The 26,336-nt window shown below is 71.9% G+C and carries 22 protein-coding genes and 1 riboswitch; of the genes, 8 read left to right on the top strand and 14 right to left on the bottom strand.

Going from position 1 to position 26,336, the window contains the following annotated elements:
• Nucleotides 1-119 precede the first annotated feature (119 nt).
• On the top strand, nucleotides 120-1,538 hold the full coding sequence (locus tag ABD161_RS01530; RefSeq protein WP_343999017.1) for an HNH endonuclease signature motif containing protein: 1,419 nt from the start codon (nucleotides 120-122) through the stop codon (nucleotides 1,536-1,538).
• A gap of 385 nt (nucleotides 1,539-1,923) precedes the next feature.
• Here ABD161_RS01530 and ABD161_RS01525 read toward each other — a convergent pair whose 3' ends face one another.
• Genes ABD161_RS01525 through ABD161_RS01510 form a run of 4 tightly spaced genes read right to left on the bottom strand, consistent with a single transcriptional unit; the run spans nucleotide 1,924 to nucleotide 5,681 of the window.
• Complete coding sequence (locus tag ABD161_RS01525) at nucleotides 1,924-2,637, bottom strand: GntR family transcriptional regulator (protein WP_343999015.1); 714 nt, start codon at nucleotides 2,635-2,637, stop codon at nucleotides 1,924-1,926.
• Entirely contained in the window at nucleotides 2,634-3,461 is an 828-nt protein-coding gene (locus ABD161_RS01520; protein WP_343999013.1) for a triose-phosphate isomerase family protein, read from the bottom strand. The genes ABD161_RS01525 and ABD161_RS01520 overlap by 4 nt, the downstream gene beginning before the upstream one ends.
• 4 nt (nucleotides 3,462-3,465) lie before the next feature.
• Nucleotides 3,466-3,921, bottom strand: coding sequence for a ribose-5-phosphate isomerase (locus ABD161_RS01515; RefSeq protein WP_343999011.1), 456 nt, complete (start codon nucleotides 3,919-3,921; stop codon nucleotides 3,466-3,468).
• 44 nt (nucleotides 3,922-3,965) lie between these two features.
• Nucleotides 3,966-5,681 carry a dihydroxyacetone kinase family protein gene (locus ABD161_RS01510; RefSeq protein ID WP_343999009.1) on the bottom strand — a complete coding sequence of 572 codons (1,716 nt, stop codon included), beginning with the start codon at nucleotides 5,679-5,681 and terminating at the stop codon, nucleotides 3,966-3,968.
• 155 nt (nucleotides 5,682-5,836) lie between these two features.
• Between ABD161_RS01510 and ABD161_RS01505 the strand changes: the two genes are divergently transcribed.
• From ABD161_RS01505 to ABD161_RS01490, 4 genes are all read left to right on the top strand, one after another.
• Entirely contained in the window at nucleotides 5,837-6,868 is a 1,032-nt protein-coding gene (locus ABD161_RS01505; protein WP_343999007.1) for a TIGR03617 family F420-dependent LLM class oxidoreductase, read from the top strand.
• Nucleotides 6,869-6,986: 118 nt separating this feature from the next.
• Nucleotides 6,987-8,270, top strand: a complete 1,284-nt coding sequence (locus tag ABD161_RS01500; protein WP_343999005.1) for an Nramp family divalent metal transporter — start codon at nucleotides 6,987-6,989, stop codon at nucleotides 8,268-8,270.
• 91 nt (nucleotides 8,271-8,361) lie between these two features.
• Nucleotides 8,362-9,105: a phosphotransferase gene (locus tag ABD161_RS01495; RefSeq protein WP_343999003.1), complete on the top strand. Its 744-nt coding sequence runs from the start codon at nucleotides 8,362-8,364 to the stop codon at nucleotides 9,103-9,105.
• Nucleotides 9,106-9,125: 20 nt separating this feature from the next.
• Nucleotides 9,126-9,626 (top strand): nitroreductase family deazaflavin-dependent oxidoreductase, encoded by a 501-nt coding sequence (locus ABD161_RS01490; RefSeq protein ID WP_343999001.1) that lies wholly within the window; start codon nucleotides 9,126-9,128, stop codon nucleotides 9,624-9,626.
• Nucleotides 9,627-10,245: 619 nt separating this feature from the next.
• On the opposite strand, the gene ABD161_RS01485 is transcribed toward ABD161_RS01490, so the two are convergent.
• From ABD161_RS01485 to ABD161_RS01475, 3 genes are all read right to left on the bottom strand, one after another.
• Complete coding sequence (locus ABD161_RS01485) at nucleotides 10,246-11,031, bottom strand: energy-coupling factor transporter transmembrane component T family protein (protein ID WP_343998999.1); 786 nt, start codon at nucleotides 11,029-11,031, stop codon at nucleotides 10,246-10,248.
• Nucleotides 11,028-12,563, bottom strand: coding sequence for an ABC transporter ATP-binding protein (locus ABD161_RS01480; protein WP_343998997.1), 1,536 nt, complete (start codon nucleotides 12,561-12,563; stop codon nucleotides 11,028-11,030). The genes ABD161_RS01485 and ABD161_RS01480 overlap by 4 nt, the downstream gene beginning before the upstream one ends.
• Nucleotides 12,560-13,204 (bottom strand): ECF transporter S component, encoded by a 645-nt coding sequence (locus ABD161_RS01475; protein ID WP_343998995.1) that lies wholly within the window; start codon nucleotides 13,202-13,204, stop codon nucleotides 12,560-12,562. Before ABD161_RS01475 ends, ABD161_RS01480 begins: the two co-directional genes overlap by 4 nt.
• Nucleotides 13,196-13,305: riboswitch (TPP riboswitch) on the bottom strand. (Overlaps the previous gene by 9 nt.)
• A gap of 81 nt (nucleotides 13,306-13,386) precedes the next feature.
• On the opposite strand from ABD161_RS01475, the gene ABD161_RS01470 reads away from it, so the two are divergent.
• Entirely contained in the window at nucleotides 13,387-15,081 is a 1,695-nt protein-coding gene (locus ABD161_RS01470) for a D-alanyl-D-alanine carboxypeptidase (RefSeq protein ID WP_135114437.1), read from the top strand.
• A gap of 55 nt (nucleotides 15,082-15,136) precedes the next feature.
• Here ABD161_RS01470 and ABD161_RS01465 read toward each other — a convergent pair whose 3' ends face one another.
• On the bottom strand, nucleotides 15,137-17,254 hold the full coding sequence (locus ABD161_RS01465) for an ABC transporter ATP-binding protein (protein ID WP_343998992.1): 2,118 nt from the start codon (nucleotides 17,252-17,254) through the stop codon (nucleotides 15,137-15,139).
• Nucleotides 17,251-18,978, bottom strand: a complete 1,728-nt coding sequence (locus ABD161_RS01460) for an ABC transporter ATP-binding protein (RefSeq protein WP_343998990.1) — start codon at nucleotides 18,976-18,978, stop codon at nucleotides 17,251-17,253. Before ABD161_RS01460 ends, ABD161_RS01465 begins: the two co-directional genes overlap by 4 nt.
• 181 nt (nucleotides 18,979-19,159) lie before the next feature.
• On the opposite strand from ABD161_RS01460, the gene ABD161_RS01455 reads away from it, so the two are divergent.
• Both ABD161_RS01455 and ABD161_RS01450 read left to right on the top strand, forming a co-directional pair.
• The gene (locus tag ABD161_RS01455) at nucleotides 19,160-20,800 is read left to right on the top strand and encodes a sensor histidine kinase (protein ID WP_343998988.1); all 1,641 of its coding nucleotides are present in this window, start codon (nucleotides 19,160-19,162) and stop codon (nucleotides 20,798-20,800) included.
• Nucleotides 20,797-21,960, top strand: coding sequence for a hypothetical protein (locus ABD161_RS01450; RefSeq protein ID WP_343998985.1), 1,164 nt, complete (start codon nucleotides 20,797-20,799; stop codon nucleotides 21,958-21,960). The genes ABD161_RS01455 and ABD161_RS01450 overlap by 4 nt, the downstream gene beginning before the upstream one ends.
• A 20-nt stretch (nucleotides 21,961-21,980) precedes the next feature.
• Here ABD161_RS01450 and ABD161_RS01445 read toward each other — a convergent pair whose 3' ends face one another.
• The 5 genes from ABD161_RS01445 to ABD161_RS01425 all read right to left on the bottom strand — a co-directional run bounded on the left by ABD161_RS01445 (nucleotide 21,981) and on the right by ABD161_RS01425 (nucleotide 26,315).
• Nucleotides 21,981-22,757 carry a response regulator transcription factor gene (locus tag ABD161_RS01445; RefSeq protein WP_406916730.1) on the bottom strand — a complete coding sequence of 259 codons (777 nt, stop codon included), beginning with the start codon at nucleotides 22,755-22,757 and terminating at the stop codon, nucleotides 21,981-21,983.
• 98 nt (nucleotides 22,758-22,855) lie between these two features.
• Nucleotides 22,856-24,541: a hypothetical protein gene (locus tag ABD161_RS01440; RefSeq protein WP_343998980.1), complete on the bottom strand. Its 1,686-nt coding sequence runs from the start codon at nucleotides 24,539-24,541 to the stop codon at nucleotides 22,856-22,858.
• Nucleotides 24,538-25,140, bottom strand: a complete 603-nt coding sequence (locus ABD161_RS01435) for a signal peptidase I (protein ID WP_343998978.1) — start codon at nucleotides 25,138-25,140, stop codon at nucleotides 24,538-24,540. The genes ABD161_RS01440 and ABD161_RS01435 overlap by 4 nt, the downstream gene beginning before the upstream one ends.
• A 35-nt stretch (nucleotides 25,141-25,175) precedes the next feature.
• On the bottom strand, nucleotides 25,176-25,649 hold the full coding sequence (locus ABD161_RS01430) for a hypothetical protein (protein WP_343998976.1): 474 nt from the start codon (nucleotides 25,647-25,649) through the stop codon (nucleotides 25,176-25,178).
• A 327-nt stretch (nucleotides 25,650-25,976) separates the two neighbouring features.
• Nucleotides 25,977-26,315 (bottom strand): 5-deoxy-glucuronate isomerase, encoded by a 339-nt coding sequence (locus tag ABD161_RS01425; protein ID WP_343999118.1) that lies wholly within the window; start codon nucleotides 26,313-26,315, stop codon nucleotides 25,977-25,979.
• Nucleotides 26,316-26,336: the final 21 nt, after the last annotated feature.

Below are 26,336 nucleotides of genomic sequence, written 5' to 3'. Positions count from 1 at the left end.
GGCTGTTGCCTTTCGTCCACAGGATGCCTCAGCGGCGAGTTATCCACCGATTCGCGGATGTGCCTTCTGAACTGGGGATTTCGCGCCTGAATGTCGGTGGCCCCGGGAAGACTGTGGGCATGGACTTCCTCACCGAACTGCAGCAGCGGATCGACGCGATCGCGTCGTTCGCGGCGGTCGACGTCGAGTCCATCGCGGCCCTCTCGGACGAGGACGTCGTGCGGTTCACGGGGCTCGGGGCGGCCCTCGTGAAGGCCGGGCAGCGGATGCAGTCGATCGGGGCGGGAGTCGTCGCCGCACGATCGCCGCGGGAGGCGGGACACGGCGGCCTGGCGCAGGCGCGCGGGCACCGCAACGCCGTCGATCTGGTGCAGGAGCTGTCCGGATCGTCGCGGGCGGAGGCGGTGAGGCACGTGCGGCTCGGGGAGTCGCTTGTCGAGGCGGCGCTGCCTGGCGCTGGTGCCGAGCCGTCGTCGGACGAGGGGTCTGGCGTCGAGCGGACGGTGCCGTGGCACGAGCCCGTCGACGCGGCCGTGCTCGACGGGCGGGCGACGACGGCGCAGGCGGATGCGATCCTGCGCGGTCTCGGTGCACCACCGGTCGAGCCGGGAGCGGACGCGTCGGACGCCGGTGCGGTCGAGGCCTGGCGCCTTGCCGCCGAGCAGCTGCTCGGCGAGGTGGCGGTGCGCACGGTGGAAGACCTGGGGGCGGTGGCGCGGCAGATCCGCGACCGGCTCGATCCCACCGGCGCCGAGGCGCGATACCTCGCGCGGCACGAGGCGCGGTCGTTCCGGATGTGGACCGACGCCGACGGGGTGCGTCACGCGCGGATCCGGTACGACGACCACGGCGCGGCGTGGGTGCAGGCGATGATCGACGCCGCGCTGCGGCCCCGCCGCGGCGGTCCCCGGTTCGTCGACCCGGCCGAGGCCGATCGGGCGCAGCAGCTGGTGGACGATCCGCGCACGAACGAGCAGCTTGCGTACGACCTGCTGATGGATGTGCTCCGTGCGGGGGCGACCGCCGACGCCGAGAAGGTGTTCGGCGCCCGGCAGCCGGGGGTGCGCGTCGTCGTCGTGAAGGACGATCCGGTCGGGCATCTCGAGGACGGCGGCGATGCCCTCCCCGCGGCGGCGGTCGAGCAGGCTGTCTGCACCACCGGCACAGTCGAGGTCACGGTCGACTCGTGCGGAAACCCGCTCGACGTGGGGCGGGAGCAGCGCCTGTTCACCCCGAAGCAGCGCCTCGCGCTGGCGGTGAGGGATGGCGGCTGCGTATGGCCCGGCTGCACGATGCCGGCCTCGTACTGCGAGGCGCACCACATCGACGAGTGGGCGGCCCACGGCGGGCGCACCGACATTGACCGCGGGGTCCTGCTCTGCCGGTATCACCACATGAACCTTCACCACCGCGGCCATCGGATCCGCCGCGACGGCACGGGCCCGCACATGCTCCACCCGCCGGACGGCCCGCCGCGAGAGCTGCGCTCGAAGTCCCCGCTGCGCTGGCTCTGGGACCCGCCCCCGCGCGCCGCCTGACGCGGGCGGGCAGCCACATCCGGTTATCGAGCGAGCGAAGCGAGCCGAGAAGATGGGCGCGCAGTGTCGCACGGGCTCCGCGCCAATCCGGTTATCGAGCGAGCGAAGCGAGTCGACGATGACAGCCCCGCACAGCCGCGCGGGCTCCGCGCCGGTCGCCTCGCAGGCAACAGCGCACACGCCAGGCGAGAGCCAGCCAGCTCGGTTATCGAGCGAGCGAAGCGAGACGAGATGACGGGCCCGCGCAGCCGCACGGGCTCCACCGGCCGCGTCGCAGGCAACGCGCTCAGCGTCACTGGCTGAGCGCACTTCGCCCGGGTTGCTTAGGCACCCCCGGCGCCGGGTCCGTGCGCACCCGCCGCCGGGTGCGCATCCAGCGCCGCGACTACGCGCGCTCGGTGTCGCGCAGCGATCGGCCGCGCACGTTCTGGATGTGGCTCCGCATGCATACGACCGCGGCCTCCGCGTCGCCGCGCTCCACGGCGTGCAGCACCGCCTCGTGCTCGGCCACCGCCTCGCGCACGTCATCCGGGCCGCCGAGCACCGCCTGCCGCATCCGGTGCACGAGAGCGCCGAGCCCGTCGTACATCTCGAGCAGGTAATGGTTGCCCGCCGCGAGGAACAGCTGCCGGTGAAACTCGCCGTCCGCCGCGAAATAGCTCTTCGTCACCTCGAGCGGGACTCCCGCATCCGTGTGCTCGTCGATCACCTGCTGCGCGGCGGCGACGTGCGCGGCGTGAGCCGCACGCAGGGACTCGCCGTGCTCCTCCCGCGCGGCCACGGCGCCGGCAGCCGCGGCCGGCTCGATGACGAGACGCGCGTCGAACAGCTGCGCCAGCTCGTCCGCCCCGAGCGGCGGGGCCACGCGGTACCCGCGCAGCGCCTCGCGCGTCACGAGGCCGGTGCGCTCCAGCTGCACCATCGCCTCCCGGACGGGCGTGGGCGACACGTCGAGCAGCCTCGCCATCGAGTCGATCGAAAGGCGCGACCCGGGCTCCACCTCACCGGTGAGGAGCATCTCGAGGATCATGTCGTAGACGCGGTCGCGCAGACCGCGACGCTCGATCTCGACGACGCGCCCGAGCGGCAGACTGCTCATCGCCCACTCCTCTCCGCGACGTCGCCGCCGCGCCCCTCATCCCCGGCCGCTGAACGCTGACCGCCCGCACTCGCGCAAGCGAGGGCTTCATCGAGAATACGGCCGAACGCCGCGGGATCATGCGCGTACCGCCCGAGGAACAGCCCGTCGACGGCATCCGCGATCCGCGACAGCAGCCCCGGCCCCGCACTCCCCCCGTACAGCACCGCCGAGCCGTCACCGGCCCCCGATTCCCCGAGCGCCTCCCGCAGCCGGAGGCAGACCGCCCGGATGTGCTCGTCCGGGGCCGGGTCGGCCGCTCCGATCGCCCACACCGGCTCGTACGCGACGAGCACCCGCCCCGTCCGGCCCGCAGCGAGCGCGGGCCCGATCGACGCCTGCAGCTGGGCCACGCAGGCGTCCGCGGCGGCGGCCGGCGACCCGTGCACCTCCTCGCCCACGCAGACGAGCGGCACGAGGCCCGCGGCGAGCGCCGCGTCCACCTTGCGGGCGACGGTCTCATCCGTCTCGCCGAACATCCGGCGGCGCTCGGCGTGGCCGATCTCGACGAAGCTCACACCGAACTCCGCCAGCTGCCGCGCCGACACCTCGCCCGTGTACGGCCCCTCGTCCCAGAACACGTCCTGCGCCCCGGCGCGCACGGGCCCGTCGCCCGCGAGCTCCACGACCTCAGGGATCGACAGGAAGCTCGGGATGACGAAGGGCTCCACGACACCCGACGAGACCGCCGGGTGCGAGGCGCACAGCTCGGCGACCGCGCGCGCCCACGCCATCGTCCGCTCCCGCCCGAAGTACAGCTTCAGGCTCGCCCCGATGACGAACACGGGATCAGACGCCCTCGTAGGAGCAGATGTCCTGGACCTTCTCGTTCGAGGGGCTGGTCTCGTCGAACTCGTACGTCAGCCACTCGCGCGCGAGGCGCCGGGCGAGCTCGAGGCCGACGACCCGCTGCCCCATGCACAGCACCTGCGCGTTGTTGGAGAGCACCGAACGCTCCACCGAGTAGGAGTCGTGGGCCGTGACGGCACGGATGCCGGTGACCTTGTTCGCCGCGATCGCGACGCCGAGACCGGTGCCGCAGATCAGCAGGGCGCGATCCGCCTCGCCGCGCGCGACGCGCTCGGCGGCCTCGATCGCGATCTTCGGGTACGAGGTGTGCCCGTCGGCGTCGACGCCGACGTCGACGACGCTCGCCACGAGGTCGTTCTGCTCGAGGTCCGCCTTCAGCGCCTCCTTGTACTGGTAGCCGGCGTCGTCGCTGCCGACGATGAGACGAAGTGCCATGTTCCTTGCTCCTTAGCTCCGCGGGATCGCGGTGTCGCGGTTCGTTATCCGAGGGTGCGGTGGATGGTGCGGCAGACGAGGGCGAAGGAGACCGCCCCCGGGTCGGGAGTGCCGATCGACTTCTCGCCGTGCGAGCGGGCCCGGCCGAGCGTGGCGACGAGGTCGGCGGTGCCCTGCGCGGCTCCCTCCGCCGCCGTGGTCGCGCGGTCCCACGCGTCGGCGAGCCCTCGACCGCCGGCGACCACCGCGGCTAGCGCGTCGGCGAAGGGCACCATCGCGTCGACCATCGTCTTGTCCCCGACCTTCGCCTTGCCGAAGGCCATCACGGCGTCCTTCGCAGCCGTCACGCCGGCGGCGACCGCCGCGGCATCCGCCGTCGACTCGTCGCCGAGCGCCTCGCCGACGGTCCGGAGGATCTCGGCCCAGATGGCGCCCGAGGTGCCGCCCGCCTTGTCGCTCCAGGCCTCCGCGGCGTGGGCGAGCACGGTGCGCGCCCCGGCGCCGCCGTCCACCGCCCGGTGCGCGGCGTCCCGGGCGGCGCGGGATCCGCGCTGCATGCCGATGCCGTGGTCGCCGTCGCCGGCCACCTGATCCATCCGGCCCAGGTCGTCGGCCGCCTCGTCCAGGGCGCCGGCCACGGTGTCGAGGCCGTCGGCGATGGCGCGGCCCAGCGCACGGGACTCGTCGCTCGCGGGCCCGATCGGCTGCTCCTCGTCGGCCTCGTCGACCTGCACCTCCACGTGCCGCTGCGGCGCGACCGATCCCTTGCGGTAACCGGGGGTGTCGGCGGGTGCCGTCCAGAGCGTCTCGAGCTCCTCGTCGAGCCACAGCAGCGTGAGAGAGCAGCCCGCCATGTCGAAGCTCGTGCACAGCTCGCCGACCTCGGGCTCGACCACGACCGCGCCGCGCTCGGCGAGCAGGCGGTGAACTGTGCGGTAGACGACGAAGAGCTCCTCGTACTTCACGCTGCCGAGGCCGTTCAGGATCGGCACAACGCGCGCGCCGCCGAGGCTCACGCCGTCGGGAAGCTCCTCGAGCAGCTTCGTCACGAACATCTCGGCAAGGCCCGCGGCGGTCGGGATGTCGACCTCGTCGATCCCCGGCTCGCCGTGGATGCCGAGGCCGACGGCCATCCGGCCCTCGGGCACCTCGAACAGCGGCGCGTCGGCGCCGGGCAGCGTGCAGCCCGAGAAGGCCACGCCGAACGACCGGGTGCGGGCGTTCGCCAACCGGGCGACCCGCTCGACGCCGTCGAGGCCGTAGCCCGCCTCGGCTGCGGCACCCGCGACCTTGAACACGGCGAGGTCGCCAGCGATCCCGCGGCGCTGATCGATGCGCTCGCGCGGCGCGCTCCAGATGTCGTCGGTCACCAGCACGGTGCGCACGTCGTGGCCCTCGGCGTTCAGGCGGTCCTGCGCCTGGGTGAAGTGGAGCACGTCGCCGGCGTAATTCCCGTAGCTCAGCAGCACGCCGCGGCCCTGGTCGGCGGCCTTCGCCACCGAGTACACCTGGTGTGCCGAAGGCGAGGCGAAGAGGTTGCCCATCGCCGCGCCGTGCGCGATGCCCGGGCCGACGAGCCCGCCGAAGGCCGGGTAGTGACCGCTGCCGCCGCCGATGACGAGGGCGACCTGCTGGTCCTCGGAGCGGGTCGAGCGCACGACGCCGCCCGGGATGCGCTGCACCCAGCGGGATGCCGCGTCCGCGAAGCCCTGGGTCATCTCGTCGGCGAACGCCGCCGGGTCATTGAACAGTCGCGTCATCGCGCCGCTTCCTCTCTGGGCCTCATCGCCCGCGATCCAAAATCCTATAGGATCGATAGTAGGCGCACCGGGGCCCGTGGTCGAGTCCGGATCCTTCTCGTGGGGATCCGACAACGGATGCCTCCGTCGCCGTCGCCTCCCCGCAGAATGGCCGGGTGAGTGAGACGACGGAGTTCCACATCGAGATCGGCACGCGCGACGCGAGCCCCGACGGCGCGGAGAAGGCGGCGCGGTTCGCGGCGGAGGCGGGCTTCAGCGGCCTGCAGCTGACCGAGACGCAGCACGACCCGTTCATCGGCTGCGCCCTCGCGGCGCGCGAGGCGAAGCGCGCGGGACGCGACATCCGGGTATCGACAGCGATCGCCGTGGCGTTCGCCCGCAACCCGATGACCGTGGCGATGGCGGCGAACGACGTGCACCTCGCGGCCGAGGGGCGCTTCGCCCTGGGCCTCGGGTCGCAGGTGCAGGCGCACATCGAGAAGCGCTTCTCGATGCCGTGGTCGGCGCCCGTGCCGCGCATGCGCGAGTTCATCGCCGCCCTGCGCGCCATCTGGCACGCGTGGGAGACCGGCGAGCGGCTCCAGGTGCGCGGCGAGCACTACCAGCACACGCTGATGTCGCCGGTGTTCGACCCCGGCCCCAACCCGCACGGCAACCCGCCGATCTGGCTCGCGGGCGTCGGTGCCGCGATGACCCGCCTCGCCGGCGAGGCGGCCGACGGGTTCGTGGCGCACGCCTTCACCACGCGCGAATACCTCGCCGAGGTCAGCGTGCCGGCGCTCGCGAAGGGCCGCACCCGCTCGGCGCTCACCGAGCCGGTGAAGCTGATCGCGCTGCCGTTCGTGATCGTCGCGTCGGATGCCGCCGCGCGCGCGAAGCAGGAGGCCGCGGTGCGGCAGCAGATCGCGTTCTACGCGTCAACGCCCGCATACCGCCCCGTGATGGAGCTGCACGGCTGGGACGAGACCGCCGACCGACTGCACGACGCGTCCCGCCGCGGCGAGTGGCGCGAGATGGCCGCGCTCGTCGACGACGACATGCTCGACGCGTTCGCCGTCGCCGGCACGCCCGGCGAGGTGCGCGAGGGCCTGCGCGCCCGCTTCGCCGGGCTCGCCGACACGGTGTGCGTGAACGCGCCCGACGCGGCCGATCCGGCGGACGTCGCCGCGCTCGCGGTCACTCCCTGACCCAGCGGTCCTCCGCGGGCACTTCTGCCCACTTCCCCGGCGCGTCGCGCTTCTGCGCCCGCGCGCCGCGAAAGGATGTGTCCAGGAACCCTGTCCGCACGATGAGGTGAGGAGTGCCATGAGCACGCAGACGACACCCGACGACACAACCGACACGCCCCGCTGGCGGGTGATCGGCCCCGGCCTCGTGGTGGCCGCGACGGGCGTCGGATCGGCCGACATGGTCGCGACGCTGGTGGCCGGATCGAACTACGGCTACATGCTGCTGTGGGCGGTGGTCGTCGGCGTCATCCTGAAGATCGTGCTCGTGGAGGGTGCCGGACGCTACACGGTCGCGACGGGCAGGACGATCTTCGAGGGCTGGCGCTCGCTCGGCCGCTGGCCCGTCTGGTACTTCGCTCCCTACATCGTGATCTGGGGCTTCGTCTACGGCGCATCGGCGATGAGCTCGACCGCACTGCCGATCGCTGCGCTGTTCCCCGAGGGGAGCTTCGGCGCCCAGACCTGGGTCTGGGCCGTCCTCACCGGCCTCCTCGGCTTCGCGATGATCTGGTTCAGCAAGTACAAGGTCTTCGAGCGGATCACCGCCGTGCTCGTCGGGCTGATGTTCGTCACCATCGTGATCCTCGCCGTCATCGCGGCACCGAACTTCCTGGAGACGATCTCCGGCCTCGTGCCGATGATGCCCGAGGGCGGCGTGTTCAACACCCTCGCCCTCGCGGGTGGCGTCGGCGGCACCATCACCCTCGCCGCGTACGGCTACTGGCTGCGCGAGAAGGGCTGGGACAAGCCGAAGTTCCTGCGCGTGATGCGGATCGACAACACCGTCGCGTACATCATGACCGGCATCTTCGTGATCTCGATGCTCATCGTCGGTGCGGAGGTGGTCCGCGCGGCGGGTGTCACCCTCGAGGGCGGCGACCAGAGCCTGCTCGCGCTCGACGGCGTGCTGCGCGAGCGGTACGGCGACTTCATCGGCGTGTGGTTCCTCGTCGGGTTCTGGGCCGCGGGCTTCTCGTCGGTGCTCGGCGTGTGGAACGGCGTCTCGCTGATGTTCGCCGACTTCATGGGCAATGTCACCGGGAAGGGATCGGCGCACCCCGACTCGCAGGCCGGCGGCAAGTGGTTCAAGGTCTACCTCGTGTGGCTGACGTTCCCGCCGATGCTGCTGCTCCTGCTCGACCAGCCGATCTTCCTGATCCTGCTGTACGGCTTCCTCGGGGCGCTGTTCATGCCGTTCCTCGCGATCACGCTGCTGCCGATCCTGAACACAGACCGCGTGCCGCACGAGTATCGCAACAAGTGGTACCTGAACGTCGCGCTCGGCATCACCGCGCTGCTGTTCATCGTGCTCGGCGTCTACCAGGCGGTGCAGGCGATCGTGAAGGCCTTCGGCGGCTGACACCGTTCGGTCGTTGAGCGAGCGGAGCGAGTCGAAACGGGCCGAGCGAGCGAAGCGAGTCGAGGCCGCAGGGAGCGGGCAGGATGGGCGCATGTCCACACCTTCCCCGCTCGGCGCCATCCCGCTCGAGGCGATCGAGGCGCCATCGCGCGTGCGGGCGCTGGCGGGCGGCGCCGAGCTCGCGCCCGTCTGGCGCAACCAGCTGGGCGGGGTGACCTGGCGGGCCGGCGGCACGTACATCAAGCACGGGCCGCGGCACGGCGAGGCGTCGATGGCTGAGGAGGCCGAGCGGCTTCGCTGGGCGGCGCCGTTCACGCCGGTGCCGCGCGTGCTCGCGCACGGCGAGACCGAGGCCGAGGAGTGGCTCGTCACCGAGGCTCTCGCAGGCGCGTCGGCCGTTGCCCCGCGCTGGGTAGCCCGGCCCGAGGTGGCCGTGCGGGCGATCGCCAAGGGGCTGCGCGCGCTGCACGACGCGCTGCCCGTCGACGACTGCCCGTTCGACTGGTCGGTGCCCCTGCGGGCGTCCCGCGCCGCCGGGCGCGGGATCCTCCTGCCCGACGAGCTGCGCGATCCGCCGCCGACCGACCGGCTCGTGGTGTGCCACGGCGACGCGTGCGCGCCGAACACGCTGCTCGGCGAGGACGGCCGCTGGACCGCCCACGTCGACTTCGGCTCGCTCGGCGTCGCCGACCGATGGGCGGACATCGCGGTCGCGACGATGAGCCTCGAATGGAACTACGGCCCCGGGTGGGACGACCTGTTCCTCGAGGCGTACGGCATCGATCCGGATCCGCTCCGCACGACGTACTACCGCGCCCTCTGGAACGCGACCTGATCCGGGGGCAGGATCAAGGCATGTCGCGAGTTGTGCACGTGGTGCGGGCGGCGCTGGCGCCCCTCACCCGCACGCGCCTGTTCCGCCGGGCCGGGCCCATCCTGCTTCCCGTCGCCGAGCGGGTCGTGCGCGCTCTCACCGGCGGACGCGCACAGGTCTCGGGCCTGCTCGTCCCCTCGCTCACGCTCCACTCGGTCGGCGCCCGCACGGGCGAGCTCCGCGCGAGCGAACTGATGTACACGCCCGACGGCAGCGGATGCGCCATCGTCGCCGGCACGAACTTCGCGCGCGGGCGCCACCCCGCCTGGACCCACAACCTCATCGCGCACCCGGAGGCACAGATCACCGTCCGCGGGCGCCGCTACGCCGTCGTCGCCGAGCGGATCGACACGGATCCGGGCGCCCGCGAGGCCGCGTGGAAGCGGATCGAGCGCCAGTGGCCCGGCTACCGCACCTACGAGCGCGACTCGGGCAGGCAGGTGCGGCTGTTCCGCCTGCGGCTTGTGCGGGAGTTGGGCTGAGCCTGCAGGGCCGTGAGTGCCATCCGCTCGGGTGCGGGGGATCTCGCCCGTCAGCGGGGGCCCGGCTCGCTCGTTCCTCGCTCACCCCCTCCCGACGACCGAGACCCCCTCCGCCTCGCTGAGTCGCCTCGCTGACTCCGCGTCCCCTCGCTCGTTGAGCGACGAGCGCAGCGAGGAGTCGAAACGCCCCGGAGTCACCCCGGGGGTCGCGGCATCCGCTCGGCTGCTGCCGTCGTGGGTGGCATCCGCTCAGCTGCGGGGGATCTCGTTCGCCAGCGGGGGCCCGGATCGCTCGTTCCTCGCTCACCCCCTCCCGACGACCGAGACCCCCTCCGCCTCGCTGAGTCGCCTCGCTGACGCCGCGTCCCCTCGCTCGTTGAGCGACGAGCGCAGCGAGGAGTCGAAACGCACCGGACGCGCCCCCAGGGGTCGCGGCATCCGCTCGGCTGCTGCCGCCGTGGGCGGCATCCGCTCAGCTGCGGGGGTTCTCGTCCGTCAGCGGGGGCCCGGCTCGCTCGTTCCTCGCTCACCCCCTCCCGACGACCGAGACCCCCTCCGCCTCGCTGACTCCGTGCCGGTGGTTCCGGGCGCTTCGCTCGCTCAACGAACAAGCGATGGGCTAGAGGCCGAGGATCCAGGTCCAGGTGCCGGCCCACATCGAGGTGGCGATCGCGGCGCCCGCGATCACGACGGCGATCACGACGAGGACCGCATCCGCCGGACTGAGTCGGGACTGGCGCGCCCAGGTGCGCTGGCCCGGGGCGCCGAAGCCGCGGGCCTCCATCGCCGTGGCGAGCTTGGTGCCGCGCCGGATGGCGAGCACGAACAGCGCGAAGGTCTGCCCCGCGAGGCGGCGCAGCCGCCCGGTGTCGGCGACGCCGCGCGCCCGGCGGGCGTGACCGAGCTCGCGCCAGTCGTCGATCAGCAGCCCGACGAGCCGCAGCCCCGCGAGCGCCCCCAGCACGAACCGCGAGGGAAGGCGGGCGAGCTGCGCGAGCGCATCCGCGAGATCCGTCGGATCCGTCGTCGCGAACAGCACAACGCTCGGCAGCGCGATCGCCATCACGCGCAGCAGGATGGCGAGGGCGAGCGCGATCGACCCGTCGCTGATCCGCAGCAGACCCCACTCGACATGCATCTGCCCGTCGGGGCGACCGTAGAGCACGGTCGCGGCCGCCGCGATCGCCGCCGCGAGCAGGATCGGCCACATCCGCGGCCACAGCTGCCGCCACGGCAGGCGCGCGAACGGCAGCAGGATCGCGGTCAGCGCGAGGGAGACACCCGCCGAGACCCAGTCGATGGACAGGATGAGCGCGACGCCGAGCACGAGCGTGGCGGCGAGCTTCGCCAGCGCGTTCACGCGCGCGAGCGGACTGTGCCGGGCGTCGATGGCGACCAGGCTCACGACACCGCCCCGCTCTGCGCGGGTGCCGCGAGCGACAGGATGTCGTCCGCCAGCGCATCGACGAGGGGACGGTCATGCGTCACGCACACCACCGCGGCCCCGCTCGCGCGGACGTCGTCCAGCAGCGACGCGAGCTCGCGCCAGGTGCGCGCGTCCTGCCCGTAGGTCGGCTCGTCGAGCACCAGCATCCGCGGCCGGGTCGCCAGCATCGCGGCGACCGTGAGCCGACGCTTCTCGCCGCCCGAGAGCGTGAACGGGTTCACCGCGGCGAGCCGCGCGAGCCCGAGGCGCTCGAGCAGCGGCTCGATGCGCGCGGCGACGGCAGCGTCGTCCAGGCCCAGCGCGCGCGGGCCGACGGCGAGCTCGTCGCGGACGGTCGCGGTGAGCAGCTGATGCTCGGGCGACTGGAACACCATCCCGATCCGCGTCAGCAGGTCGCGCGACGACCAGGCGTGCGGCGAGTCGCCCGCCGACGGCTGCCGCCCGCGTCGTCGGCGGGCCCCGGGATCCCCGGATCCCGCCAGCGCGGCGGTGGCCGCGACCTCGCCCGCCGCCGGCTCGAGCAGGCCCGCAAGCGTGAGCGCGAGCGTCGACTTTCCGGCGCCGTTGGGCCCGGTGATCGCGAGCAGTCTGCCGCTGCGGACGGTGGCGCCGACGCCGGACGCGGCGACGACGGCCTCGCGCGCACCGAACGGGCGGCGGCCTACGGCGAGGTCGTCGAGGGTCAGCAGGTCCTCCGCCTCGCCGGCCACCGGGGTGCGCGGAACGCGCGGCGTGACGCCCGGAACCCACACCCCCGCCTCTGTGAGGGATGCGGCGTGCCCGCGGAAGACGTCGTCCGGCCGCCCGTCGGCGACGACCTCGCCGCCCGCGCCGAGCACGATGGCTCGGTCGACGTGCGGCGCCCAGGCGTCGACGCGGTGCTCCACCACCACAAGCGTCGCGCCCGTGGCCGCGACCGAGCGCACGACCGCGTCGCGCACCTCGGTCACGCCATCCGGATCAAGATTCGCGGTCGGCTCGTCGAGAAGCAGCAGCCCGGGCCGCATCGCGAGGGCCCCGGCGAGCGCGAGGCGCTGCTTCTGGCCGCCGGAGAGCGCGGTCGTCGACCGGTCGAGCGCCACGTAGAGCCCGACAGCCTCGAGCGCGGCCGGAACCCGCCGCCAGATCTCGTCGCGCGGGACGCCGAGGTTCTCGCACCCGAAGGCGACGTCGTCGCCGACGCGCGCGAGCACAACCTGGGCGTCGGGATCCTGCAGCACAAGCCCTGCCCGCCCGCGGGCCTCCGCCGCAGCGAGGCCGTCGATCGTCAGCGCGCCGGTGCTCTCGCCGTCCTCCTCGTCGCCGAGCACGCCGGCGAGGCCGCGGAGCAGCGTGGACTTCCCGGATCCGCTCGCCCCGAGCAGAAGGACGCGCTCCCCCGGCTCGATCCGCAGATCCACCCCGCGCAGCGCCCAGCGCGAGCGCCCCGCGTGCCGCCACCCCCAGCCGCGCGCCTCCACGCGGGCGGGGGTGACGTCACGTGCGGTCACGCGGCGTCGGATCCGACAGCGCGGGCTTCCCGCCCCGCCGCGAAGCGATCGAGCGCGCCGGTCGCGGCGAGGGCCCGGACGATCACCCACGACAGCAGACCGGCGATGACGACGCCCGACACGATCGCGGACACGAAGTAGACCGCGCGCGCCTCGAACGCCAGCGCGGCGACCGAGGAGAAGTTCGTGTCGAGCACGGCGACCGCGACGCCGGCGAGCGCACCCGAGGTGAGCGCACCCAGCAGGCGCCAGTTGGCGTAGAGCAGCAGCGCGAAGCCGAGCTCGGCCGCGACACCCTGGACGAGGCCCCAGACGAAGGTCAGGAAGGCCCACTGGGTGCCGAGAGCCATCGACACCACGGCCGCGACGACCTCGGTGAAGAGGGCGGCGCCGGGCTTGCGGATGACCAGCCCGCCGAGCACGCCGGCGAAGAGCCAGCCGCCGGCGAGGAGGCCCGAGAGCCCCGGGGTGAAGGCGAGCAGGCTGTCGAGGCCCGGCCAGGCGAGGCCCCACAGCCAGAAGACGACACCGGCGGCGACGCCGATGACGCTGGCGACGACGATGTCGACGACGCGCCAGGTGCGGCGGCCCGACGGCTTTGTGGTGTCCTTGGTGATGGACGCAGACGTGGACGTGTTCATCTCTCTCCTCCCTGCGCCGGCATGATCCGGGTCAGGTTCGACGGTCGAAGCGCGGTTCGCTTCCTCTCAGCCCGGCTCGCCGGACTCCCGTGGTGTTGGTGGAGATTCTATGACCAGCGCGGCGCGCTCGCTGACCAGCGGATCTCCGGCAACTCCCGGGCATCCGCAGGTACCGTAATCGGGTGGCCCCCGACGAACTCCCCCCGCGCGGCGCGCTCGATGCGAGCGCCGCAGGCGACGCGGCGCCCACGCGCGCCGCGGAGACCGCCGACGATGCGACCGCGCGCCGCGAGCCGGCAGCACCGGATGACGCCCTCGGCGCGACCCAGGCGCTCGATGTCGCCGGGCTGATCGAGCTCGAGAAGCGCGCGATCCGGCGGGCGGTGTCGGCCGACGAGCTCGACCCGCAGCCCCAGCCCATGCCCGGCGGACGTCGCGCGCGCCGCGAGACGGCGATCGTGATCGAGGCGCTCGGCCTCGAGAACCCGGCCCCGAAGGCATCCGGATCCCCCGCGCCACGGCCCGAGCCGGTCGCGCTGACGACCGCCGCGCTCGCGTGGGTCGATCCGGCCGCGATCGCGGCGCGCCCCGCGCCGGCGGCCCTCAGCACCTCGCCGCACGTTCCCGCCACCGCCGACCTGCTGCCGCCCGTGCGCGACGGCCGCCGCGCATCGGTGGCCGCGCCGCTGCTGACGGCGGGCGCGCTGGCGATCGCCTACGTCGCCGGCTGCGCGCTGTGGCCGCTCGGCGCGGTGGAGCCCACCGTGGCCGAGGCGACCGTGCAGCCCGCCGCGGGCAAGCCGCTGGGCGTGACGTGGCCCGTCGACGGCTCGGCCGCCCTCGGCGCCGAAGGCCTCGGCACCGTCGCCGCCTCGGGTGAGGCGGCAGCTCCCATGGCGAGCATCACGAAGCTCGTCACCGCGATGATGATCCTCGAGAAGGCGCCGCTCGGCGTCGGCGAGGACGGCCCGTCCTACTCGTTCACGGCCGAGGACAGCCAGCTCTACTGGCAGTACCGGTACCAGAACGAGTCAGCGCTGGATGTGCCGATCGACGGCACGCTCACCGAGCGCCAGCTGCTCGAGGGCATCCTTGTCGGCTCCGCCAACAACTACGTCGACCGGCTCACGACCGAGCTGTGGGGCTCGAAGGACGCGTTCGTGCTGGCCGTGCCGGAGTGGCTCGAGGCGCACGGGCTCTCCGGGATCACGATGGTGGATCCGAGCGGCATCGACCCCGAGAACACCGCCACCCCCGCGGCGCTGATCAAGCTCGCGAGCGCGGCGATGGCCGATCCGATCATCGCCGACATCGTCGCCATGCCCGAGATCGATCTCCCCGGCGCGGGCAAGGTCGAGAACACGAACCCCCTGCTCGGCGAGCCGGGCGTCGCCGGCATCAAGACCGGCACGCTTCTGGACGGCTGGCAGGAGCAGTGGAACCTGCTCACCGCGAAGGACATCACCCTCGGCCAGACCACGGTGCGCGTCTACGCGGCCGTGCTCGGGCAGCCGGATGAGGAGGGCCGCGAGGTCGTGAGCCGCACGCTGCTGGATCAGGCGGAGCAGTCGCTGCAGACGAGCCCGTCGGTCACGGCCGGCACCACGATCGCGACCGTCACGACCGAGTGGGGCGAGAGCGCCGAGGTCGTCACGACCCGGGACGCCTCGGTCATCCTGTGGGACGGCGGTCTTCCCGCGATCGAGTCGGAGTACGACATCGAGGTCGGCCTCGCCGACGGTGCCAACGTGGGCGAGTTCACCGCCACGGGCCCGTTCGACTCGACGAGCATCCCGCTCGCGCTCGAGGGCGACATCGCCGGCCCCGACCTGATCTGGCGCCTCACCCACCCTCTGGAGCTGTTCGGGCTCCAGTAGGACCGGAACGACGAAGGGGCGACTCCATCCGGAGTCGCCCCCTCGCTGTGCGGCGTCAGGCCGTGTCGGGACCGACGGAAGCCGCGTCGGCGGGCGCACCGGCGGCGGCCGGGACGTCGACCGCGCCCGTCGCCGTGGAGACCTCCTGCGCCTCGACGGCGTCGAGGTCGACCGCGGCGTGCTCGAACTGCGACTGGTACAGGCGCCAGTAGGCGCCCTCGCGGCCGATCAGCTCGTCGTGCGTTCCCTGCTCGACGATGTCGCCGTGCTCCATCACCAGGATGAGGTCGGCGTCGCGGATCGTCGACAGACGGTGCGCGATCACAAACGAGGTGCGCCCCTGACGCAGCGCCGCCATCGCGTGCTGCAGCAGCTGCTCGGTGCGGGTGTCGACCGAGCTCGTCGCCTCGTCCAGGATGAGCACGCTCGGCCGGGAGACGAACGCGCGCGCGATCGTGATCAGCTGGCGCTCGCCCGCCGACACGTTCGCCGCGTCCTCCTCGAGCACCGTGTCGTAGCCCTCCGGCAGGGTGTGGACGAAGCGGTCGACGTAGGTCGCCTTCGCGGCCTCCATCACCTCGTCGTCCGTCGCCGACTGGCGGCCGTAGCGGATGTTCTCGCGGATCGTGCCCGAGAACAGCCACGGGTCCTGCAGCACCATGCCGGCGCGCTCGCGCACGTCGTGCCTTGTCATCTTCGAGATGTCCTGCCCGTCGAGCAGGATCTGACCGCCGTCGAGCTCGTAGAACCGCATGATGAGGTTCACGAGCGTCGTCTTGCCGGCACCGGTCGGGCCGACGATCGCGACCGTCTGCCCCGGCTCGACCCGGAACGACAGGTCGCGGATCAGCGGCTGCTCCGGCGTGTACGAGAACGAGACGTTGCGGAACTCGATCACGCCGCGCCCGTCGGGCGCGGTCGGCGCGTCCTCGGCATCCGGATCCTGCTCGTCCTCATCGAGCAGCTCGAACACCCGCTCGGCCGACGCGGTTCCCGACATGACCGCGCTGGTCATGCCGCCGAGCTCCATGAGGGGCTGGGTGAACTGCTGCGAGTACTGCACGAACGCCTGCACGTCGCCGATGCGCAGCTGCCCGCTCGCCACCATCACGCCGCCGAGCACGGCGATGCCGGCATAGGTGAGCGATCCGATGAACTGCACGCCCGGCATCATCAGGCCCGAGAAGAACTGCGCCCGGAACGCCGCGTCGAACAGCTCGTCGTTCTCCGCGTCGAACGCCTGCTCGTTGGCCTTCTCGCGGCCGTAGACCTTCACCAGGGCGTGGCCGGAGAACGCCTCCTCGACGCGCGCGTTGAGGCGGCCGACCTTCGCCCACTGAAGCTGGAACGCCTTCTGCGAGCGCGGGCCGATGACGCCGAAGATGACGCCCATCAGCGGCAGCGCGACGAGGGCGACGAGCGCCAGCTGCCAGGAGATCGTGAACATCATGATCAGCACGCCGACCACGGTGAGGATCGACGTGACCGCGCCCGACAGCGACTGCTGCAGGGTGTTCGTCATGTTGTCGATGTCGTTCGTGACGCGCGAGATCAGGTCGCCGCGCTGCACCTTGTCGAAGTACGACAGGGGAAGGCGGTTGATCTTCGCCTCGACGCGCTCGCGCACGCGCCACATGGTGCGGACCATGATCACGTTGATCACGTGGCCCTGCACCCACTGCAGCAGCGAGGAGACGACGTACAGGGCGAGCACCCACACGATGACGCCGCGCAGCGCCATGAAGTCGATGCCGGCGCCGACCTCGAAGTGGTGCATCGCCGCGATCGTGTTGGCGAGGTCGGCCTGCCCCGCGGCGCGCAGCGCCTCGACGACCTGCTCCTGCGTCGTGCCGGCGGGGAACTGCGATCCCACCGTCAGCGACATGACGCCCTCGAACACGATGTTCGTCGCCTCGCCGAGCACCCGCGGCGCGATGATCGACAGCACGACGCCGACGGCGCCGAGCAGCATCACCAGGCCGAAGACCCACTTGTACGGCCCCAGCAGTCCGATGAACCGGGCGAAGCTGCGCCCGAGATCCTTCGGCTTGCCGGGCGGCGGGGCATCCCATCCGCCGCCGTCCTGCCGCGCCTTCTCGGCGAGCTCGGCCTCGACGCGGGCCTGCTCGTCGTCTGCCGCCTCGTCCGGCGTGCGGTCGGTCACGGCGCTCATGCCTTCGCCCCCAGCTGCGAGTCGACGATCTCGCGGTATGTCTCGCTGCTCTCGAACAGCTCCTGATGGGTGCCGATGCCCGCCACGCGGCCGTCCTCGAGCACGAGGATGCGGTCGGCGTCGGTGATCGTCGAGACGCGCTGCGCCACGACGATCTTGGTGATGTGCGGAAGCTCACGCCACAGCGCCTGCCGCAGACGGGCGTCGGTGGTGAGGTCGAGCGCAGAGAACGAGTCGTCGAACACGAGGATGTCCGGCCGGCTCACGATCGCCCGCGCGATCGCGAGGCGCTGGCGCTGACCGCCCGACACGTTGGTGCCGCCCTGCACGATCGGCTCGTCCAGCCCCTTCGGCTTCTCGCGCACGAAGTCTGCCGCCTGCGCGATCTCGAGCGCCTCCCACAGCTCCTCGTCCGTGGCCTCCTCGCGCCCGAACCGGAGGTTCGAGGCGATCGTGCCCGTGAACAGGAACGGCCGCTGCGGCACGAGCCCGATGCCGTTCCACAGCGTCTCGAGGTCGGCCTCGCGCACGTCGACGCCGTGCACCCGCACGGTGCCGGAGGTCGCGTCGAACAGGCGCGGGATCAGGTTGACGAGCGTCGTCTTGCCGGCGCCGGTCGACCCGATGATCGCCACGGTCTCGCCCGGTGCGGCGCGGAAGCTCACTCCGTCGATGACGGGCTCGTCGGCGCCGGGGTACGTGAACGACACGTTCTCGAGCTCCACCGAGCCGGGGCTCGGCATCGTCGTGACCGGCTGCGCGGGGCGCTTCAGCGAGCTGTCGACCGCCAGGACCTCGCCCACGCGGTCGGCCGACACGGCCGCGCGCGGGATCATGATCGTCATGAACGTCGCCATCATCACGCCGCCGAGGATCTGACCGACGTACTGCATGAAGGCGAACAGGGTGCCGATCTCGGTGTTGCCGTCGTTCACCTCGAACGCGCCGAACCACACCACTCCCACGACCGTGACGTTCAGCACGAGCATCACGAGCGGGAACAGCAGCACGAACAGCGACCCGACCTTGCGGCCGACGAGGGTGATCCCGTCGTTCGCCTCGCGGAAGCGCTCCTCCTCGATGTCCTCGCGGACGAACGCCCGCACGACCCGCACGCCGGTGAGCTGCTCGCGCAGGATGCGGTTCACGCCGTCGAGCTTCGCCTGCATGCTGCGAAACAGCGGCACCATGCGGGAGATGATGAGGCCGGCGACAACGAGCAGCACCGGCACGGCGACGCCGATGATCCAGCTGAGGCCGACGTCCTGGCGGATCGCCATGATGATGCCGCCGATCGCGAGCATCGGCGCCTGCACGAGCATCGTGGCGCCCATCATCGCGAGCATCTGGATCTGCTGCACGTCGTTCGTGTTGCGGGTGATGAGGGATCCGGAGCCGAACTGCGACACCTCGCGCTCGGAGAACGAGCTCACCTTGGTGAACACGTCGCGGCGGATGTCGCGGCCGGCACCCATCGCCGAGCGGGCGGCGCACGCGGTGGCGATGATCGAGGCGACGATCTGGCCGAACGAGACCGCGAGCATCGCGAGCCCCGTGCGGACGATGAAGCCGGTGTCGCCGTTGGCGACTCCCTCATCGATGATGTCGGCGTTGAGGGACGGAAGGTAGAGAGCGGCCAGGGCTGCGGCGAACTGGAACACCAGCACGCCGGCGAGGAGCCATCGGTAGCGCAGGAGATAACGGAAAAGGAGCTTGCCGAGCACGGGGCCTCCAGGGACGGGATCGCGCGCTGGGGCGCACGCGAGGACGGCTCGACTCTGCCACCCCCATCCGACATTCCTCCACCGCGCCGGCCCGCTCTCCGCTGAAGGCGGAATCCTCCGGCCCGGCCCGCTCCCCGGGAACCGCACCGAGCGCGTCCGCGGCCCGCGGTAACGTCGCTCCATGGTCCCGGACATCCGGTCGCCCCGAGATCCGTCTCGAGAGCGCACCGTCATCCTCAACCAGCTCCTGCTGGGGCTGGTCACGCTGTTCGCGGGCGTTCTTGTGCTGCTGTCGGACGACTACGAGGATCCGGTCGCACTCGTCATCGGGATCGGCATCGTGTTCGCCGCGAGCGCCTGCGCTGTGGTCGTCCGCTGGGACCGGCTCCCACCGAACGCGGTCGGGCTGGTCCCGATCGTGGACGTGGTGGCGCTGACGTTCCTTCAGATCGCGCACCCGTCCGGAGGTCTCGGGCTGCTGTGGCTGTTCCCGGTCCTGTGGGTGGCCGTCATGTTCAGCGTGTTCCTGACAGTGGCGGTGGCGGGCGCCGTCATCATCATCTACTGGACACTGCTGTTCCTGACAACGGAGGGGTTCGAGATCCGTGGTGCCATGCTCCCGCTGACGGTTGTTGGGCTCGCCGCTTTCGGGCAGTTCCTCTCCCGCCGCTCGCTGGGGCAGCGCACCCTGCTCGCGCGCCAGTCGCGCACCCTGCAGGGGGCATTCGAGCGCGCGCGCAGCCAGGAGGCGCTGGTCAGCGAAGTGCTGCAGACAGTCGACTTCGGCGTCATGCGCGTCGGTCACGATGGGCGCGTCGCCGTGACCAACCCCGCCCACACGCGTCTTTACGGCGATCAGAACGCGCCGCTGTTCCGTGCAGATGGCGTGACCCCCCTGCCACCCGACGAACGACCTCTCGCCCGCGCGCGCCGCGGCGAGACGTTCGAAGGTGTGGAGATCTGGCACGGCGGTCTCGGCAGCGGCCGTCGCGCCCTCCACGTCACGGCACGGCGCGTACGCGCGGACGGCAACTCAGGCATCGTCGTGGTCTCCCGCGATGTCACGGCCGAGCGCACGGCGCTGCGTGCTCGAGACGACCTCGTCGCCTCCGTCTCGCACGAGCTGCGGACGCCGCTGACGTCGATCATGGGCTATCTCGACCTCGCGCTGGACGCGCCCGACCTGCCTTCCTCCGCACGCCGCGATCTCGAGGTCGCAGAGCGCAATACACAACGGCTCCTCGCGCTTGTCAGCGACATCCTGTCGGCCTCAGCCGACCCCGACGCCGACCTCGACGCCCGACTCCGGCTCACGCCGATCGACGTGGCGGCGATCCTGCGTCAGGCAGTGGAGGCGGCAGTGCCGCGCGCGGACGCGCGCCACATCGTCATCGATGTCGAGGGGATCGAACCCACCACGGCGCACGCGGACGCCGCGCGCGTGCGACAGGTCGTCGACAACCTGCTCTCCAACGCGATCAAGTACGCATATCATGAGGGCCGCATCTGGATCGGCTGCACGAACGAGGGCGATCACGCCATCATCGCCGTGCGGGATGACGGTCCTGGCATCGCGCCTGCCGAACAGGAGCAGCTGTTCGAGCGCTTCTACCGCGCCGATGCCGTGCGGCGCTCGAGCACCCACGGCAGCGGTCTGGGTCTGGCCATCAGCCGCGACATCGTGCGCGCACATGGAGGTGATATCCGGGTGCAGAGCGTCCCGGGCGAGGGTGCCACCTTCGTCGTCACGCTGCCCGCACGGGGGCCCGGCGTCGTGGCCCCCGAGGAGCCCCACACCCGGGTTCCCGAGGAGCAGCGATGAGCGCGCTCGATCTCTTCACGGCGCAGTTCCTCACGGCTCTGGTCGTCATCACGTCCGGCGCCGTGTTCTTGCTCGAGACCGTCGTACGCCGCGAGAGTGGGTCCGGCCGGTACTGGGCCGCTGCCTTCGTCGCCGGCATCCTCGTCGCCTTCTGCTACATGGCATGGGCCATCGACCGCGGCCTCTGGATCGCGGTCGCGCTCGGCAACGCCGCGTTCGTCTCGCAGATGGGACTGATGTGGCTGGGGTGCCGCGTGTACAACGGCCACCTCGGCACGATCCATCAGGCGTCGGCCGCGGCAGCGGCACTGGTTGCTTTCGGGTCTGCCCTCCTGGAGCGGGAGGCCGGTGACTGGGCGGGTGCCCCTGCACTCTTCCTGGGCATCGCGATATTTGCGGCGCTGGGCGCGTTCGAGACGCTGCGCGGCGCACTGCGGGAGGTGTTCGCCTCGTGGGGGCTCACCTTCGTCCTGGGAGCGGCGGCCCTCTACTACCTGGCCCGGACCGCCGTATTCCTCACCGCCGGCCCTGACAGCGTGCTGTTCACGGAGTGGTTCGGCACCAACATGACGTCACTCGTAACCGTCGCCCTCACCGTGGTGGCCGTGGTGTCCACGTCGGTGCTGCGGGTCGCCTCTGTCAGTTCGCCCGCAGTACCTGGCTCGGTGACGGATGCCCGACGACGCAGCGTCCTCCTGTCGCGCGACGTCTTCATGGCGGCCGCCACCGACATGGCGGGCCGGGGCGAGCGCGCGGGCGCGCCGCTGACGCTGCTCGCGATCAGAATCGACGGGCTGGACGAGATCGCCTCAGCCTTCGGCCCCGACACGGCGGAACTCATCGAGGTGAGTTGGCACAGCGCGGTCCATCGGCATCTCCCAATCCATGCGCCGGCCGGCTCTCTGGACGACAGCACCGTCGCCATCGTCCTTGACGCGCCTTCCGCCGAGCAGGCCGCCGCTGCGGGGAACGAACTGCGCCAGGGTCTCATCGACGATCTCGCCGCGCTGAAGGACGCCGTCCTCCCTGCCATCGGCGTCGGGTACGCGCTGGCCGAGGACCATGGCTACGATCCGGACATCCTCGCGCAGGCCGCGCGCGAGGCAGCGCGCCGCTCGGCGTCTGCCTCGGGCATGCCGGTGATGAGGGCAGGGGGCTGAGGCCCGGTGACCGCGGCGTCTCAGCCCGTCGTGAGCCGATAGCCGACGCCGCGCACCGTCTCGATCCAGCGCGGGCTCGTTGCCGACTCGCCGATCTTGCGCCGCAGGTTCGCCATGTGCACCTCGATGGAGCGCAGGTCGCTGTCGCTGACGAACCCGTTCGTGCGCTCGCCCCGCAATGCGAGCGTGAGCTGGTGCTTCGACACGACGCGGGATCCCGCGTCGAGCAGCTCCTGCAACAGGTCGAACTCGGTGCGTGTGAGGTCGAGCGACATGCCGTCGGCCTCCGCTGTCCGCCATTCCGGGTGAAGACGCAGGCCGCGGTGCTCGAGCCAGCCTTCGTTCCCGGCCTCGGTTTCGGAGGTGGGCGCCGTGCCGGAGGCGACGTGGGCGCCGCGTGGACGCCGCAGCATCGCCTCGATGCGGGCGCGCAACTCGCGCGGACGGAACGGCTTGGTGACGTAGTCGTCGGCGCCCGCCTGCAGTCCCTGCAGCACGTCGATCTCCTCTGACCGCGCGCTGAGCATGACAAGATACGTCGGGCTGATCTCCCGGATGCGCTTGGCCGTCTCGAACCCGTCCATGCCCGGCATGCTGACGTCCAGGGTGGTGACGACAGGATCGAACCGCCGCACAAACTCGACACCCTCGACGCCGTTCGATGCGGCGTGAACCTCGAAGCCGCCCTGCGTCAGGACCTCGGTGAGGAGCCCACGGATGTCGGGGTCGTCTTCGACCACGACAGCCACGCGCGGATGGTCCACCCCCACCCCTCCCCCTCGATACGAATCGGGCATGACGATATCGCAGAAGACGCGCCAGAACGCGCCATTCTGGCGATATATGACGTCACTTGCGACATTGGAATTGTCGGGGATCTCAGTATTCCGAAAAGTCAGCGGCACGGCTTCGCCCAGCCGGGGCCTCCGGGGGAGTACGAGGCGAACACGAAGTCGCGGGAATGCGAGGCGGAGACATACTGCGTATCGTTCGCAAGGCCGCGGATAACGTACTTCGTGCGGCTGCCCGCCACGGGTGTCGCCTGCACGCGGCTGAAGGTGATGGCCTTGCCCGTGAGGCTGGCGGCGCACACATAGTCGGCGAGGTCGACCGTGATCTCCCACGGGGCGTTATAGATCCGGTCGGACCGGACACTGACCCGCAGCTGCACGTGGTAATCGGTGGCTCCAGCAACCACCGACACCGCGGTCGTGAATCCGGAGGGGTCGACTGGAGGCTGCGGGACGTCTGCGGCGCAGTAGCCCATTCCCGACAGCGTCTGTCCGGGCTGCAGCACGGCGTTGGCACCGCTGCCGGCGATTGTCCAGAGATGCGTGGCGGCGACGTAGCTCTTGGTGACGTAACCCCACTGGCTGCCGATTGCGCCCGCCTTGGTGGGATCCATCCCCCACAGCGGCGGGAGGGACGTATCGAACACCACCTGCCATGTGACGGGCTGCGCGCTCGTGTTGGTCACGCTGAACGTGTGGCAGTAGCTGAGGGAGTTCCGGTCGTTCGCGGGCGTTGTGTAGGTGTACGTCAGGCGCGGGTCGAGCGCGACGGCCTCGATCGCGTAGCGGACGGGCGGCGTCGCGGGCTGCGCGTTCGCGGACACCAGCGACGCGGGGGCTGGGGACGGCGCCTCGCCGATCCGCTGGGGAGCAAGGAGCAGTCCCGACACGCTCGCCACGTCGCCGGAGCGCTGCCACGACGCCCGCGGCAGGTTCGCGCGCGGATCGATCACGACGGTGGGGATGGCGGATCCGGCCTCCATCGTGACGCGGACGGGCGCATCCGCTGCCGCCGAGATCACGCCGCCGACGCGCGCGCGGACGGTTCCGTCCGGCCCGAGCAGCGCGACATCCAGGCGCTCTCCGACGAGATCCTCGACGGTGGCGCCCCGCGTGACGTCCACGGCGATCCGGCCGACATAGGAGACACCGCCGTCGACGACCGCCTCGGTGCGGGCGACGAGCGCGCGGTCGGCGTTGAGCACCGGGCCGGAGTGCGCGGTGAGGGCGGAGCGGACATCGCCGACGCGGGAGGCGGCGACCGCGACCTGCGCGCCGGAGACCGCCACCGCGACGGTGCCGAGGCGGTCGAAGCGCAGCACTCCACACGCGGCGAACGCCGCCGCGGGGAAGGCGACGGTGGCGGAGGCCGCGGCCGGGGTCGTCCGCACCTCGCACGGGGCTCCCGTGTGGCCGGCGGCCGGGGCGACGGTGAGCTTCACCGTGTCGCCCGCCGCGAAGGAGCCGCCCTCCGCGCGCACGGTGGCGCCGTCGACGTTCCATGCCGCCCCGGACGGGGTGCCCGTCCAGTCGATCGTGACGCCGCTCGCCCGCGCGTTGGCGGTGCTTGCCGCGCCGAGGGAGTGCGCCGACGCCCCGCCGAGCGTCGCGGCGGAGGCGTTCACGGCGCCGACGAGGACGATGAGGGACAGGATGAGCGCCGCGGCGCCCCGCGCGGTGTGCGCGAGGACGCCGCGGCGCGCTCCCCCTCCGCCGACCCCCCGGCCGGCGAAGAGGAGCTGGCCGGACGGGATCCCCCGACCCCGCCGACCGCCGTGCCGCCCCGTCACGGGCGGTGGTCTGAGTTCTTCCGCGCGCGAGCGCGGCCGCCGTCTCCCCACAGGAGGACGGTCACGATGACGCCGAGCGAGAGCGCGAGGATGAGGGGCGCGCCCTCCGGCGTGAGTCCCGCCCCGATGCCGGGGACCGCGACGATCGCGCGGCCGAGGATGTCGCCGTCGCGGATCGTCCACGGGTCTGCCTGCGGGTTGTTGTCGCCCTGCGTCGTGTAGACGGTCTCGCCGTCGACGTCGCTCGCGGACGCGATCCGGTGGATCACGCGTCCGCCGGCACCCGGCTGACCCTGCGGCACCCGGTACGAGACGATATCGCCGACCGCGTAGCCCGTCTGCCGGAACGAGGCGACGAGGTCTCCCGTGCGGTACACGGGCTCCATCGACTGTCCGTTGACCACGGTGAGGCCGGTCAGGCCGCCGAACTGCGCGGGCCAGAGCAGGACGACCGCGAGCGCGAGCAGCAGCCATCCGACGATCCCGCGCGCCCGTCCGCGGGAGCGCGCGGACGGGCGGACGGCGCGCGATCCGGCCGCAGTCGCGGCGGCGCCACCCTCGGCCCCAGGGGCCGAGATGAGGGTCGCGGTGGTCGTCACGGGGTCTCCGGATCGGGCAGGGGGTGGGCGGAGCGTCAGTTGACGGTGGCGGGAACCGCGTTGCCGTCGACGACGACCGCGACGCCGAGCACGTCCTGTGCCGGGATGGACGTCGGCCAGGTGATCGTGTTCTTGGCGGCCGCGAGGTTGAGGTCGCTGAACTCCGCGAGCTTCGACTGCGGGTCGGCGGCCTTGCCCGCGGCGTTTCCGAGCACGCTGAGCTTGACGTCGGCGCCCTTCGGGAAGGTCTCGGTCGCGCCGTCCTTGGTCTTGAGCGTGACGCCCGTGACCACGTACTCGTTGGTCGCGGTCGAGAACGCGGTGTCCCACGTCACCACGACGCCCTTGGTCACGGCCGAGGCCGCGGTGCCGGCGTCGGCGCCGAGGGCCTCGCCCCCCGCGCCGCCCAGGGTCGAGGCCGAGGCGCTGACGGCCGCCGCGACGGCGACGCCCGCGAGGACGGCGATGATCTTCTTCTTGCTGCGGCTGAGACGGGTGTCCGTGGACATGCGGGGGCTCCTTGAGCAGGGCGCAGCGTGGAGCGCGGCGCGAGTTCGGGTTGGGGTATGGCGCGGCCGCTCCGCGCGCGGGCCTCGAGGGGGGCTGAGGCGAGGGCGGCGATCGGTTCGGGCCGTCTTCACGGCCGCGCCGAGATGAACACTAGGGAAACGAACTCAAGCCACGATCAAGCGATCCCTAAGGGAGCCTTTGGATTTGTCCCCCAGATGGGGGACAAACGCTGTCCCCCATCTGGAGGACAGGTCTGCGTCGGGCGGGAAACGCACGAACGGCCGTCCCGCCGGGAGGCGGAACGGCCGTTCAGGTGAGGGTCTGGCTTACTTCAGCTCGCCGATCGGCGCGGCATCCATGTCGTCGAACGCCTGGTTCTCGCCGGCCATCGCCCACACGAACGAGTACGCGGCGGTGCCGACGCCCGAGTGAAGCGACCAGCTGGGCGAGATGATCGCCTGGCGGTCGGCGACGATGAGGTGGCGCGTCTCCTCCCGCTCGCCCATCAGGTGCACAATGCGCGCGTCGTCGGCGAGGTCGAAGTACAGGTAGCACTCGGTGCGACGGTCGTGCGTGTGCGCCGGCATCGTGTTCCACATCGAGCCCTCGTGAAGTGACGTCACGCCCATCACGATCTGGCATGACTTCACGCCGTTCTCGTGGATGTACTGGCGCAGCGTCCGGCG

This window comes from Microbacterium paludicola (assembly GCF_039529675.1).
GTDB classification, from domain to species: domain Bacteria; phylum Actinomycetota; class Actinomycetes; order Actinomycetales; family Microbacteriaceae; genus Microbacterium; species Microbacterium paludicola.
The sequence above is the reverse complement of the archived record's forward strand: the minus strand, read 5'-3'. Positions and strand labels throughout refer to the sequence as shown.

Excerpts from the sequence above, each read along its gene's own strand:
- ABD161_RS01530 (WP_343999017.1), top strand. The coding sequence starts at position 120 with ATGGACTTCCTCACCGAACTGCAGCAGCGGATCGACGCGATCGCGTCG.
- ABD161_RS01525 (WP_343999015.1), bottom strand. The coding sequence starts at position 2,637 with ATGAGCAGTCTGCCGCTCGGGCGCGTCGTCGAGATCGAGCGTCGCGGT.
- ABD161_RS01515 (WP_343999011.1), bottom strand. The coding sequence starts at position 3,921 with ATGGCACTTCGTCTCATCGTCGGCAGCGACGACGCCGGCTACCAGTAC.
- ABD161_RS01510 (WP_343999009.1), bottom strand. The coding sequence starts at position 5,681 with ATGACGCGACTGTTCAATGACCCGGCGGCGTTCGCCGACGAGATGACC.
- ABD161_RS01500 (WP_343999005.1), top strand. The coding sequence starts at position 6,987 with ATGAGCACGCAGACGACACCCGACGACACAACCGACACGCCCCGCTGG.
- ABD161_RS01495 (WP_343999003.1), top strand. The coding sequence starts at position 8,362 with ATGTCCACACCTTCCCCGCTCGGCGCCATCCCGCTCGAGGCGATCGAG.
- ABD161_RS01490 (WP_343999001.1), top strand. The coding sequence starts at position 9,126 with ATGTCGCGAGTTGTGCACGTGGTGCGGGCGGCGCTGGCGCCCCTCACC.
- ABD161_RS01475 (WP_343998995.1), bottom strand. The coding sequence starts at position 13,204 with ATGAACACGTCCACGTCTGCGTCCATCACCAAGGACACCACAAAGCCG.
- ABD161_RS01465 (WP_343998992.1), bottom strand. The coding sequence starts at position 17,254 with ATGAGCGCCGTGACCGACCGCACGCCGGACGAGGCGGCAGACGACGAG.
- ABD161_RS01455 (WP_343998988.1), top strand. The coding sequence starts at position 19,160 with ATGGTCCCGGACATCCGGTCGCCCCGAGATCCGTCTCGAGAGCGCACC.
- ABD161_RS01450 (WP_343998985.1), top strand. The coding sequence starts at position 20,797 with ATGAGCGCGCTCGATCTCTTCACGGCGCAGTTCCTCACGGCTCTGGTC.
- ABD161_RS01445 (WP_406916730.1), bottom strand. The coding sequence starts at position 22,757 with ATGCCCGATTCGTATCGAGGGGGAGGGGTGGGGGTGGACCATCCGCGC.
- ABD161_RS01430 (WP_343998976.1), bottom strand. The coding sequence starts at position 25,649 with ATGTCCACGGACACCCGTCTCAGCCGCAGCAAGAAGAAGATCATCGCC.